This is a genomic window from Archangium lansingense (assembly GCF_026626635.1).
Taxonomy (GTDB): Bacteria; Myxococcota; Myxococcia; order Myxococcales; family Myxococcaceae; genus Archangium; species Archangium lansingense.
The window spans coordinates 7,108,250-7,119,902 of sequence record NZ_JAPNKA010000001.1; the positions used below are offsets into that span (position 1 = coordinate 7,108,250).

At 67.3% G+C, this 11,653-nt stretch carries 11 protein-coding genes and 1 tRNA gene; 4 read left to right on the forward strand and 8 right to left on the reverse strand.

Annotated elements, in window-relative coordinates:
- Window positions 1–39 precede the first annotated feature (39 nt).
- Complete coding sequence (locus tag OV287_RS28780) at window positions 40–624, reverse strand: hypothetical protein (RefSeq protein ID WP_267537258.1); 585 nt, start codon at window positions 622–624, stop codon at window positions 40–42.
- Between the two features lie 83 nt (window positions 625–707).
- Here OV287_RS28780 and OV287_RS28785 point away from each other — a divergent pair, with 83 nt between their 5' ends.
- The gene (locus OV287_RS28785) at window positions 708–1,526 is read left to right on the forward strand and encodes an ABC transporter ATP-binding protein (RefSeq protein ID WP_267537259.1); all 819 of its coding nucleotides are present in this window, start codon (window positions 708–710) and stop codon (window positions 1,524–1,526) included.
- On the forward strand, window positions 1,523–2,296 hold the full coding sequence (locus OV287_RS28790) for an ABC transporter permease (protein WP_267537260.1): 774 nt from the start codon (window positions 1,523–1,525) through the stop codon (window positions 2,294–2,296). Before OV287_RS28785 ends, OV287_RS28790 begins: the two co-directional genes overlap by 4 nt.
- Before the next feature lie 69 nt (window positions 2,297–2,365).
- On the opposite strand, the gene OV287_RS28795 is transcribed toward OV287_RS28790, so the two are convergent.
- Window positions 2,366–3,004 carry an outer membrane beta-barrel protein gene (locus OV287_RS28795; protein WP_267537261.1) on the reverse strand — a complete coding sequence of 213 codons (639 nt, stop codon included), beginning with the start codon at window positions 3,002–3,004 and terminating at the stop codon, window positions 2,366–2,368.
- 782 nt (window positions 3,005–3,786) lie between these two features.
- Between OV287_RS28795 and OV287_RS28800 the strand changes: the two genes are divergently transcribed.
- Window positions 3,787–5,046, forward strand: coding sequence for an MFS transporter (locus OV287_RS28800; protein ID WP_267537262.1), 1,260 nt, complete (start codon window positions 3,787–3,789; stop codon window positions 5,044–5,046).
- A gap of 14 nt (window positions 5,047–5,060) precedes the next feature.
- Here OV287_RS28800 and tesB read toward each other — a convergent pair whose 3' ends face one another.
- Window positions 5,061–5,930, reverse strand: coding sequence for an acyl-CoA thioesterase II (tesB, locus tag OV287_RS28805; protein ID WP_267537263.1), 870 nt, complete (start codon window positions 5,928–5,930; stop codon window positions 5,061–5,063).
- 329 nt (window positions 5,931–6,259) lie between these two features.
- Here tesB and OV287_RS28810 point away from each other — a divergent pair, with 329 nt between their 5' ends.
- Window positions 6,260–6,820 (forward strand): hypothetical protein, encoded by a 561-nt coding sequence (locus OV287_RS28810; protein ID WP_267537264.1) that lies wholly within the window; start codon window positions 6,260–6,262, stop codon window positions 6,818–6,820.
- Between the two features lie 57 nt (window positions 6,821–6,877).
- Here OV287_RS28810 and OV287_RS28815 read toward each other — a convergent pair whose 3' ends face one another.
- The 5 genes from OV287_RS28815 to OV287_RS28835 all read right to left on the reverse strand — a co-directional run bounded on the left by OV287_RS28815 (window position 6,878) and on the right by OV287_RS28835 (window position 11,582).
- Window positions 6,878–7,480 (reverse strand): protease, encoded by a 603-nt coding sequence (locus OV287_RS28815; RefSeq protein WP_267537265.1) that lies wholly within the window; start codon window positions 7,478–7,480, stop codon window positions 6,878–6,880.
- 83 nt (window positions 7,481–7,563) lie between these two features.
- Window positions 7,564–8,658 carry a M35 family metalloendopeptidase gene (locus OV287_RS28820; RefSeq protein WP_267537266.1) on the reverse strand — a complete coding sequence of 365 codons (1,095 nt, stop codon included), beginning with the start codon at window positions 8,656–8,658 and terminating at the stop codon, window positions 7,564–7,566.
- A 148-nt stretch (window positions 8,659–8,806) separates the two neighbouring features.
- Window positions 8,807–9,415: a class I SAM-dependent methyltransferase gene (locus OV287_RS28825; protein ID WP_267537267.1), complete on the reverse strand. Its 609-nt coding sequence runs from the start codon at window positions 9,413–9,415 to the stop codon at window positions 8,807–8,809.
- A 502-nt stretch (window positions 9,416–9,917) separates the two neighbouring features.
- The gene (locus OV287_RS28830; RefSeq protein ID WP_267537268.1) at window positions 9,918–11,396 is read right to left on the reverse strand and encodes a methyl-accepting chemotaxis protein; all 1,479 of its coding nucleotides are present in this window, start codon (window positions 11,394–11,396) and stop codon (window positions 9,918–9,920) included.
- 112 nt (window positions 11,397–11,508) lie between these two features.
- A tRNA-Asp gene (locus tag OV287_RS28835) sits at window positions 11,509–11,582 on the reverse strand.
- Window positions 11,583–11,653: the final 71 nt, after the last annotated feature.

Sequence of the window (11,653 nt, forward strand, 5' to 3'; positions counted from 1 at the left end):
TGGGCGGGAATTCCCGCCCGGGCGAGGAAAGCGGTTTCTCTACCGAGCCTGAAAAGACCGCGCCACCAGCCCCCCGGCCTTGCGCAGCACCAGGAAGAGCGCGAGCAGCAGGGTCGTGCTGTGCGCGAGGATCAGCGTCCCCAACTTCAACTGATGGAACCCAACGAGGACAGTGGCGAGCGGCTGCGACGGAGAGGGCACCAGGAAGATGACTGCGAGTGCGACCCCGTTCTCCAGATAGTCGAACAGCGTCGGGAGCAGGAAGAGCACGAAGCCCCGCCGAGCCTCGAACCGGGCATAGAGGGAGGGCATGCCGTGACGCATCAGGAAGGCCGCGGCGCCGCCAAAGGCGAAGCCCCCGGCGAGGGGAAAGACGAAGTCCGTGGCGGCGAACCACGCGTACAGGCGGCGGGAGTCCTCGGTGTAGAGAGGGAGCTGAGCCAGGACACCGGCCACGTCCAGGTCATTCTGCATGTCGAAGGGCTGGAACCCGCCCGTCACCGCGGAGAAGGCAGCGGTGATGGTGAAGAGCCCGTAGAACGACAGGCAGAAGACGAGGATGCCCGCGATGAACGCGAGCAGAGACCTCGAGAACCGGAGAATGAGACCCTGGAGTTGCAGCATGGAGGCACGAGGCTAGGCGATTCGAAGTTCCCACACGAGGGGTTGGCCGGGAGAGCGTCAGGCGGTTAGAACCCGGTTCCCCCATGGCTTCCCCCCATCCGGTCCCCACCACTCCGGCCACGCTCGGCAATGACACGGGAGGCGTGCGCGTGCAGCTCTCCGGCCTCCGGCGCACCTTCCCGGGTGGAGTCCCAGTGCTGGACGGAATGGACCTGGACGTCGCCGCGGGCTCCTTCGTAGCTCTCGTCGGCCCCTCCGGCTGCGGCAAGTCCACCCTGCTGCGCCTGGTGGCCGGGCTGGACAAGCCCGACGCCGGAACCCTCACCTTCTCCCCTCCCCTCGAACGCACCCAGGGAGCGCGCACGCCCATCGCCTACGTCTTCCAGGATGCGCACCTGCTGCCCTGGCGCTCGGTGCTGGACAACGTGGCCCTGCCCCTGGAGCTGGCCGGCGTGCCGACACCGGAGCGCCGGGCCTCGGCGCAGGCCCTGCTGACGGAGGTGGGGCTCGGCGACGCGACCTCGCGCTACCCGGCCGAGCTCTCTGGCGGCATGCGCATGCGCGTCTCTCTGGCTCGGGCGCTCGTCACCCGCCCTCGGCTGCTGCTCCTGGACGAGCCCTTCGCGGCTCTGGACGAGCTCACGCGCAACCGACTGGATGATCAGCTCCTCGCACTGTGGAAGGAGCTGGGGATGACCGTCCTCTTCGTCACCCACTCCCTCTCGGAGGCCGCCTACCTGGCCGAGCGCGCCGTGGTGCTGTCGCGGCGGCCCGCGCGCGTCATGCTGGATCGGCAGCTCGCCCTGCCCCGAGAGCGCGTCCCCGCCCTGCGCGCCGATCCGGACTTCGCCCGAGAGATGGGCCTGCTCCTCCAGGCCCTGGAGCGAGGAGACTCCGCATGAAGACCGCGCTCCTCCGCGCCCTTCCGCCCACCGCCGCGCTCATTATTCTCCTGGGACTCTGGGAGGGTTTGACGCACCTGCTGTCCATTCCCGCCTGGCTGGTGCCACCACCCTCGGCCATCGCCACCGCTGCGTCCCGGGATGCGGCTCCGCTGTTGAGCGCGGCACTCACCACGGGCCGCTCGGCCCTGCTGGGCTTCGGGCTGAGCGCCGGGGTGGGCGTACTCGCCGCCGTCCTTCTCTCCTCCTCGAGGCTGCTGGAGCGGGCTTTCTACCCTTACACCCTCTTCCTTCAGACGGTGCCCATCATCGCCATCGCCCCGCTGCTGGTGCTGTGGTTCGGCCCGGGCACACGCGCGGTGACCGCCTCGTCCTTCATCGTCTCGCTCTTCCCCGTCATCGCCAACACGCTCTCTGGGATGCGCTCGGTGGATCCAGCGTTGAGGGACATGTTCCAGCTGTATGGAGCGCGCCGGCTCGCCACGCTGTGGAAGCTGGAGCTGCCCGCCGCGATGCCCCACCTGTTCACCGGCCTGCGAGTCGCCTCGGGGCTGGCCGTCATCGGCGCCATCGGGGGCGAGTTCGTCGCCGGCTTCTCCGAGGACGCAGCCGGCCTGGGCATCCTGGTGCTGTCCGCCTATCGGCAGCTGCGCACGGATCTACTCTTCGCCGCGGTGCTGGCGGCCTCGGTGGTGGGACTGGCACTGTTCGGCGCGGTGAGCCAGGCGGGCTCCCGGCTGCTCAGGCGCTGGCACCCGTCGGGCTCGTGAGAGGGGTTCGCTTCCGTCCGTACGTGGCCGAGTTCACGCAGGCGGCTGGCAAGGACTCTCCGTGAGGCGTCAGTAGAGCCCGCCCAGTTGCAGCAGCCCCTGGTAGCGCGCGAAGTCGAGGCCGGCCACGGACGGAGCGAAGTCCTGGCCGAAGGGGACGTTGTAGGAGAACCGGGCATCCGCGGTGAAGACGGGGCCGAGCTGGTAGCGCACGCCCAGCCCCGCGGGGACGTATCCATTCGAATCACTCGCGAGCGCGCTCAGCGGGGAGGCCCGGACGGAGTAGAACTCGAACCCCACACCGCCCAGCAGGAAGGGTTGGAGCCGGGTATGGGTGATGCCCAGGGTGACGGCGAACTGGCCGCCGTTGCGCACGATGTCCACGCCGGTGGCCGGCTCCACCTGGCCCACGTCGGTGTCGAGCTCGTTGACGGCCCCGCTGTAACTCAGCTCGACGGTCACATGGGGAGTCGTCTTGTAGCCCACGACGACTCCATAGGCAGGACCGACTTCGAGCCGGAGGGCCAACGAGCCGGAGTACCCCTCCACGCCACCGCCCAACAGGAAATAGGGACCCTGGTCGGACTTGTGCTGCCAGTTCTTGTACGGCGCCGTCTGCCGGTACGATTCGTCTCCGCCCTGCTCATCGTCCAGAGCCCATGCGGCTCCGCTCCCCAGCAGGCACGAGCACATTCCGATCCAGGCCATCGCATGCATATCTGGACACCCTCGGTCCATAGGGTGTGTACGCCGCCATCCTCTTCACAGGTCCGCGTGCCGAGCAGCCAGCCGCTCGCACTCCGGCCCATGGCTCCCTTCAGAGCAGGGCAGCCAACCGACGGGCGGCCGCCAGCTCCGCTCCTTCTCGCGCAAAGACAGACAACCACCAACACACCCACAAACAAAACACATAAAAACAAAACCCACACAACAAGACCAACAATAAATGACAAACAAAATGCAAACAACAGGCCAACGCAAACAAACACAAGCAAATCAAAAAACACAAGACAACTCATCCAATCAAACACAGACACAAATAAACACCGGATGCAAGCCTTTGAGCGAGATACAACCCACACACCGCCCCACGAGTAGCGAGATGTAGGCACGATACACGCTCGATATGTATCCAGATGAAGAGAAATGTAGGCACGACACACCGACAGACGTGCGCAACTGTCGCGAAATGTAGGCACGATATCCGTCCAAGTGCTCGGTCAAGAACGGACGACGTCTCCTGCAGACAGCAATGCACCGACAGGGACTCACCCCGCCTCACGAGCCAGAGAACATGACATCGCGAGGCAGCCTCGAAGGACTTGAGTAGGATCAGCGCCGCAGAGGTCGCCAAACGCAGGCACCCTCCTACCCCACCACACACCGCGACACATACAGCCACTCCCACCTACAAATCCAGCAAGCATGCCGAAATGTAGGCATGGTATGTCGTACATCAGCCAGCCGCGAACACCAAGAATGGCGCCGCCATGAGCCATCCACCCGAGCCCCCATCCATCCGAGCCCCGCCCCGCCCCTCGCTCCTCGCCCTGTCGTATCTGGCCTTCATCAGCCTGGGGCTCCCGGACGCCGTACTCGGCGTCGCCTGGCCGTCCATCCGCGACACCTTCACCCTGCCCCAGACGGCGCTCGGTGCCGTGCTCGCCACGGCCGCCTCGGCGTACTTCACCTCGGGCCTGTTCGCGGGGCGGTTCATGCGCACCGCTGGCATCGGCACCCTCCTGGCCGGCAGCACGGTGCTTGCCGCCACCGGTGTCGTCGGCTACGCGGCCTCCCCCGCCTTCGCCCTCTTCCTGGCCGCGGCCTGCGTCGTCGGGTTCGGCTCGGGCGCCATCGACGCCGGGCTCAATACGTACGCCGCCCACCACTTCGGAGCGCGCCACATGACCTGGCTGCACGCTGCCTACAGCACCGGGGCCGCGCTCGGGCCGGTGCTCATGACGGCGCTCCTCACCCGCGGCGCGGGGTGGCGGGCCGGCTATGCCGCCATTGGCGCAGTGCTCGCACTCCTCGTGGTGGCATTCACGGTGATGCGTCGGCAGTGGAATGGCGGGCCGAGTCCTCGCACGGACGAGACCCCGGAGGCATCCGCCTCGCCAGCCGCCGTGGACCCAACGTCCCCCGGAATCACCGCGTGGGCCGCGCTCCGCCGCCCCAGCGTCTGGCTACAGATCACCATCTTCTTCCTCTACTCGGGCGTCGAGATCACCGCGGGCCAGTGGAGCTACACCCTCCTCACTGAAGCGCGCGGTGCCGGCACCGCGGCGGCCGGAACGTCGGTGAGCCTGTACTGGGGAGGCATCCTGGCCGGCCGCGTCGTGCTCGGCTTCGTCGTCGAGCGGGTGGGCAATGTCCGCCTGCTGCGGCTCGGCACCGTGGGCGTCATCACGGGTGCGCTCCTCTTCGCCCTCCCGGGAGTACCCGCCGCGCTCGGACTGGCGCTGCTCGGCTTCTCGCTCGCGCCCATCTTCCCGGGCCTCATGGCCGAGACGCCCCGACGGGTGGGTACGGATGCCGCCGCGCACGCGGTTGGCTTTCAGGTGAGCGCGGCGACCCTGGGCGTCGCGGCCGTCCCGAGCATCGCCGGCTTTCTCGGTGAGTGGCTCGGGCTCACGGCCATCGCCCCGTTGATTCTGGGCGTCGCGGTGTTGCTGGCCTTGAGCCACGAGGCGCTCATCGCACTGGCCGACCGCCCCACGCCCTCTGGGACGAAGAGCGGCCGCGCCTGAGCGCCGGAAATCCTTCAGCGCTTGTCCTGGCGCACGCGGACGAGGCCTTCCTGGGCCACGGACGCCACCAGCCGACCATCCCGAGTGAAGATGTGCCCGTACGCCAGGCCTCGCGAGTTGCCCGCCCAGGGGCTCTCCATGGCGTACAGCAGCCAGTCGTTCACGCGCAGGTTCCCGTGGAACCACAGAGCATGATCCAGGCTCGCCATCTGGATGTTGGGCTGCATGAAGCTGACGCCGTGAGGCTGAAGCGAGGTGGTGATGAGGTTGAAGTCGGAGGCGTAGCCAAGCACGTACTTGTGCACCTGCGGATCATCCGGCAGCGCGCCGTCGGCGCGGAACCACACGTACTTGACCGGCTCGCACGCCTTGGGCTCGAACGGATCGAAGCGCGTCACTGGACGGAGCTCGATCGGCTTCTCACACAGGAACTTCTCGCGGACGCGCTCGGGGATGAGGTGGGCCTTGCGGCGCAGCAGCTCCACGTCCGAGGCGAGCTCCTCTGGCGCGGGGACGTCGGGCATCTTCGCCTGATGCTCGAAGCCGGGCTCGTCCCCTTGGAAGGAGGCCATCATGGTGAAGATGGACTCGCCCTTCTGGATGGCCACCACGCGGCGGGTGGTGAAGCTGCCGCCGTCACGCACGCGATCCACCGTGTAGACCACCGGTAGGCTGGCATCCCCGGGGCGCAGGAAGTAGCCGTGCATCGAGTGCACGTGACGCTCGGGCACCACGGTCTGGGTGGCCGCCGACAGCGCCTGGCCTATCACCTGCCCGCCAAAGAGCTGCCGGAAGCCGAGATCCTGGCTGTGGCCCCGGAACAGGTTCTCCTCGATGGGCTCCAGCTTGAGCAGCGCCAACAGTTCATCCAGAACGCGACTCATCCCTCTCTCCTCTTCTCGACTCATCGCCGCGGGCGCTCGTGAACCCGGGCTGGTACGGATCCGTACCATGGAGGAAACGGCAGGGCTTCGCCAGTGACAGAAGCATGGATCTGGCCGGTGGACGGCGCGCGAGGAGCCATGGGAGGGCCCGGCTCCTGGTCGGGCAGGCAACCCGGGGACTTGCCAGGGCTGGGGCGGGCAGAAGCCAAGATGCGCTGCTGTTCGCCGAGAGCCGTCAGGGTGGGCCCGTAAACTGTCGTCCATGCGCCTCGGCGGCGAGGGACGGTGGCTCGGCCTGTCCCCCAACACCCCGGAGGAGACCTTTGCCCATGCGAATCCTGGTGGTACTCGCCTGCTTGATGGGACTGTTCGGAGCCCTTCCGGCTCACGCCTCGGAGCTCGAGGACGTGTTCGGCCGAGAAGTGCCGCTCGGACAGGGACGGCCGGCGGTAGTGCTGTACGCCAACCGGGACACCCGCGACGTGCTCCGGGAGCACGCCATGCGCTTCGCCTATGACCTGCGCCGCCAGCACCCCATCGTGGTGGTGCGCGTGGACCTGCGCGGCATCCCTGGCTTCTTCAAGGGCGCCGCGAGCCGGGAGATCCGCAAGATCCACAACGACTCGCTCGACAAAGTCCGGGCGCTGTTCCTCTCGCAGGGTCAGCAGCCGCCCGCGGATTTGGAGGAGTCGCTGTTCATGGTGGCCGATACCAACGGGGCCCCGCACAGCGCACTGGGGCTGGAGAAGGGCTTCCGCCAGGTGCTCGTCCAGGCCTTGAGTCCCAGGGGCCGGGAGCTCGTGCGCGGACCGTTCCCCCAGGCCGCCTCGGCCATCAACCGGGCGCTCACCACCCCGTCCCCGTCGCTCATCAGCGCCGTCTCCAGGTAACACCCTCGCGGGACGGCTCGCGCGAGGGTGTGCCTGGAGATGTACCCGGAGCGCGGCTCAGGGCGCAGTGATGGTCGTCTCCACCGCCGGGCAGGACACCGGGCGGGACTGGAGCTGATCCAGGGAACGCGGCACGTCCGCCTGCTTCTCCGCGACATCCATGAGGTCGCCGCGGAACTCGATGCGATAGCGCCCCGGATGCTTCATCTCATAGGCCTGCGACAGATCGATCTTCGCGTCCACTGACGCGCCGGGCGCGAGCGTCACGTACTGGTCCGCCTGCGGATTCCCGCGCTTCACCATCGGTCCCTGGAAGAGGACCTCGGTGCCCTCGCGGGTGATCCGGAAGTCCTTGCCCCTCACCCCCTCGAGCGGCGTGCGCCAGGTGAGCACGTACAGCGGTTGCGCCGTGCGGTTGGTGAGCTGGAACCGCAGCTCCACCGGTTCGCCCGCACGCACGCTGGGGGACACGCTCAGCACGCAGTCCAGGGTCGCCGCCATCGCTGGATTCTCCTTGGTGGGCTCCGGTGCCGCCTGCGGCGCCGGGGCCGGTTGCTGCTGCGCAGGGGCCGGCTTGGGCTCCGAGGCCTCCTTGCGCGACGCACATGCGCCGAGCGTCAGACAGAACAGTGCGACCCAACGGCTATATCCACGAGTCATGGGACGGATGCCCTCCTCCGAGAAAAAGAAAAACGGGAGCGTCGCCGCTCCCGTTTCACGCTACTCCACCTCAGCCTGGCTGATTACGGCAGCGAGGGGGTGTTCTCGGCGAAGTACTCGTGGTTGTCCGCGTTGTCCAGCGCGTTGGTGGGGTTGGAGCTGGCGAGGCTCTTGGCCGCGCTCTGGCCGTAGGCGTGGTCATCCGTGCCCGCCACCACGTTGAAGTGGCTCATCTCGTGGACCAGCGTACCCGCCTTGGAGTCCGTGCCCGTGGCGGGCGCGCTCCAGAAGGCGTTGCACACGTAGATCTTGTACGGCGAGGCCGGGTACACGTAGGCGTAGTAGCTGTCGTTGCAGCTGCAGTCGACCACGACCGCCGCGTTGGCGAAGGCGTTCTTGATGTTGGTGAAGTGGCTGCGCGCCGTGGTCAGCCGGGCGCTCGTGTAGGAGCCGAACCAGGTGGTGTAGCGCGTGGTGCCCGAGGAGATGCCGTTGAGGTACGTCGACGCGTTGTTCGAGTACGTCTTGGCGTTGTTCACCGCCGTGGTGATCGTCGACTGCTCGGAGGTGGTGCAGGCGCCGGAGAACGACAGGCCCATGGCCGAGACCGTGCCCATCGCCTCGGGCTGGCCGCTGGCGCGACCCTCGATCCACAGGTTCACCAGGTTGGAGTCGAGCTGCGCGGCCTTGGAGATCACCGCGCTGTGCTGCTCCAGCGAGCGCGCGGCGTAGCGGACGGTGTAGCTGCCGGTCTCGGAGAGATCATAGAAGCCGGAGACGGGCGCCGAGCCCGTCAGGCTCTCGCCGGGAGCCAGGGTGACATAGTCCTGGGCGGTCGGGGCCGCGCGCTTGATGTGGGGACCGATGTACTCCACCGGCTCGCCATTGCGCGACACCTCGAACAGGCCCTCCTTGAGGCGGCCGTCCGGGATGTAGAACTTGAGCAGCCGCACCGGCTGGGACGAGATGTTGGTGAGGGTGACCGTCACCGACACGTCCTCACGGGCGCTCAGCGAGGCCTTGCTCACCGAGAGGCTCACCGCCACCTCTCCCGTGGCCTGCGCACCCGCCTGCTCCGAAGCCGTCTCGAGCTCCTCCGGCGCGCCACAGGCGCCCAGCATGGACACTCCGACGAGTCCCCCTACCAGCCACTTGAAACCGCGAACGCTCTTGCTCACGTCGTGACTCCCTTTCTGACAGACAGAAACCGATAGCTCCATGGCTAATCCGGTTAATCTGTTCTTATAGCAGAAACTGGGAATCCGTCTACGCAGGATTAGTCACTGAAATATATGTTAATAATTCTGTTTTGAACGCAAACAATAATCAGGGCCGAGCGACCACGGTGAGGATGATGTCGCGAACCCGGCCGCGAACGGAGTCGACGTTCAGCCCCGCCTCGCGCAAGAGGGCCAGCGTGTCACGGTTGGGGTTGCAACCAACCGCCTTGCGCGCGAGGGGAGCGACGGCCTGAGCGAATCGGGCCAAGGGCCGGTCCCGCGGGAGCACGTGCTCCAGCAACAGCACCGAGCCACCGGGACGGCACACCCTGCGCATCTCGCGCAACGCGGCGAGCGGATCTCCAAACGTGCAGACCGCGAGCGTGCAGGACACCGTGTCGAAGCTCGCATCGGCGAAGGGCAAGGCGGTGACATCGCCCTCCTTGGCCTCGAAGGGGCGGCCCAGGGCCTGGGCGCGGCGCGAGGCCTCGTCGAGCATCGACCGCGAGAAGTCCAGGCCCGTCACGCGGCAACCCTCGGGGTAGAACCCGAGGTTCTTCCCCGTGCCGACAGCCACCTCGAGCACGTCCCCCTTGGCTCCCGCGAGCAGCTCGCGCCGCCACCCGTTCAGGAAGAGCCGATCCGGTAGCTGGGTCCACACATCATATTTCTGGCCGAGCTCGTCGTAGATCTCTCGAACGTCTGGATTCACCATGTCCACCTCCGTTCCGCAGTCTTCCACGCCCCATGGGGGTGTAGCGAGCGGCCGGGGGTGCGCCCTCACTGCTCCGCTTTCTCGGGGGGTGCGATGGGGCGGCAGTGAACATTGTCGGGGCAGCGGCCCTCAGAGCGGGGGATGCAGGTGCCGCAGCAGTTCATCTCGTCCGGTGCGCAGGGCGGAGAGCACGGGCCACAGTCCACCGAGCCGCCACACCCATCGGAGATGACACCGCACCTGGCGCGAGCCTTCAGGCAAGTGAGGGGTACACAGGCCTGGCCCGCATCCGCCCTGACCACGCCCGCGTCCTCGGGAGCAGAGGGAGCAGAGGCAGGCTCAGAGCGGGTCGATACACAAGAGAGGCCCAGGAGGCCTGTCAGCAGCACACACAGCAGCCAGGAGGGCCCGGCCAGTCGCGACACGGTCATGACGAGGGAGGTGAGCACAACCCCTCCCCCGTGGGTACGGGATTCGCCCGTGGGCGGAGCCCGCCCCGGACTCAGGTGGAGGCGGCGGCCTTCGCGTCGAGGATGGCGCTGAGCTGCTTGGAGAGCTGGGAGAGCTGGTTGGCCGTCTGCATCGTCTGCGAGGAGGTGGACTCGGCCTGACGGGCCGTCTGCGCCACCTCGAGGATGGCGGTGTTCACCTGCTCCACGGCCGTCGTCTGCTGCTGGGTGCTCAGCTCAATTTCCCGAGCCACATCCAGGTTGGCACGCACCAGCTCCACGATGCGCCGGAAGTTGCCGGCCACCTCGCCGAACTGCTTCGCGCTGCTCTGCACCGCCTTGGAGCCGTCCTCGGTGGCCATGATGGTGGTGTTGGAGGCGGCGCGAATCTCATCGATGAGCACGCGGATGTCCTTGGTGGCCCCACCCACGCGGTCCGCGAGCTTGCGAATCTCATCGGCAACCACGGCGAAGCGCTTGCCGTGCTCACCCGCCCCGGCGCTCTCGATGGTGGCGTTGATGGCGAGGATGTTCGTCTGCTCGGCCAGCTCGTTGATGATGTCCAGGATGCCGCCAATCTCCTGCGAGCGCTTGCCCAGCTCCAGCATGTGATTGACGATCGCGTCCACCTGGCGGCTCACCACGTCGATGGCCTCCTGGGCGCGCAGCACCGTGTCGTTGCCGGTGCGGGCAGCCCCGGCCGTGTCATCCGCCACCCGGGCCACCTGCTGGGCGCTGCCAGCGATCTGCCGCGAGGTGGACAGCAGCTCCTTGACGGTGGTGGAGATCTCCGTGGTGGCCGAGGCCTGCTCGCGCGCACCGGTGACCTGCTGCGAGGCCGCCGAATGGAGCTCGGCCGAGGAGCCCTGCACCTGCGCGATGGCCGTCTGGAGCCTCCGCTCCAGGCTCCGCCCGATGAGGGTGGCGATCACCCCGCAGATGACCAGGAGCCCGATGCCGTCGATCCAGTAGAACTTGTCCAGACCGAGCACCTCCTCGGTCTGCTTCGTATCCCGCTCCGCGAGGAGCTTCTCCTCCTGCTGGCGCAGCTCCGAGATGGCCGAGCGGAGGCCGTTCTTCAGCCGCGTACCGTCCCCGGCGTTGAGGCGGGCCAGGGCGGCGTCGAGGCCCTGGGTACGGCGCGTCTCGATGCTGGCACGCTGGCTGACCTGCTTCTGCTCGACGACGGCCGCGAGCGACTCCAGGCGCCGCAGCTGCTCGACATGGCCAGACAGGGACTGGCGCAGCAGCTCGAGCTCCTTGGACAGGAGAGTCTGGGCCTGACGGTAGGCCTCGAGGGAGGCCTCGTCGCCGGTGAGGATGTAGTCGCGGTGCAGCGCGTCCGCATCGTTGATGGTGGAGGAGATCCGCTCGACGTGGATGAGCGTCTCGTGGCTGAGCACCACGAGCGCAGAGGCGTCATATACGGCCTGAGTGCCCTTCCGCGTCAGGACGATGAAGCCTCCGATCAGCGTCGACATCAGGAGCAAACCCACGAGGAACTGCCGCCCCACTGTCCATCTCGAAAACATCGTCTCGTCTCCTCGACTGGGGGAGCGGAGGTCCCCGCAGCAGCGCGCCCCCGAGTCTAGTAGAAAAGGCGAAGGGCCCGGAACCGACTAGCGATTCCGGGCCCTTCTATAGCGAGGAGTACGGGACTTGAACCCGTGGCCTCCGGCGTGACAGGCCGGCGTTCTAACCAACTGAACTAACTCCCCATAGAGACGGCTCGGGGTTGCGCCCCAGCGCCGTCGCTGTCTGGGCCTTATTAACTGATCGCAAACCCGTG

Bases quoted from the DNA above. Each gene is read 5' to 3' on its own strand.
- OV287_RS28780 (WP_267537258.1), bottom strand. From the start codon at position 624: ATGCTGCAACTCCAGGGTCTCATTCTCCGGTTCTCGAGGTCTCTGCTC.
- OV287_RS28785 (WP_267537259.1), top strand. From the start codon at position 708: ATGGCTTCCCCCCATCCGGTCCCCACCACTCCGGCCACGCTCGGCAAT.
- OV287_RS28790 (WP_267537260.1), top strand. From the start codon at position 1,523: ATGAAGACCGCGCTCCTCCGCGCCCTTCCGCCCACCGCCGCGCTCATT.
- OV287_RS28795 (WP_267537261.1), bottom strand. From the start codon at position 3,004: ATGGCCTGGATCGGAATGTGCTCGTGCCTGCTGGGGAGCGGAGCCGCA.
- OV287_RS28800 (WP_267537262.1), top strand. From the start codon at position 3,787: ATGAGCCATCCACCCGAGCCCCCATCCATCCGAGCCCCGCCCCGCCCC.
- tesB (WP_267537263.1), bottom strand. From the start codon at position 5,930: ATGAGTCGCGTTCTGGATGAACTGTTGGCGCTGCTCAAGCTGGAGCCC.
- OV287_RS28810 (WP_267537264.1), top strand. From the start codon at position 6,260: ATGCGAATCCTGGTGGTACTCGCCTGCTTGATGGGACTGTTCGGAGCC.
- OV287_RS28815 (WP_267537265.1), bottom strand. From the start codon at position 7,480: ATGACTCGTGGATATAGCCGTTGGGTCGCACTGTTCTGTCTGACGCTC.
- OV287_RS28825 (WP_267537267.1), bottom strand. From the start codon at position 9,415: ATGGTGAATCCAGACGTTCGAGAGATCTACGACGAGCTCGGCCAGAAA.
- OV287_RS28830 (WP_267537268.1), bottom strand. From the start codon at position 11,396: ATGTTTTCGAGATGGACAGTGGGGCGGCAGTTCCTCGTGGGTTTGCTC.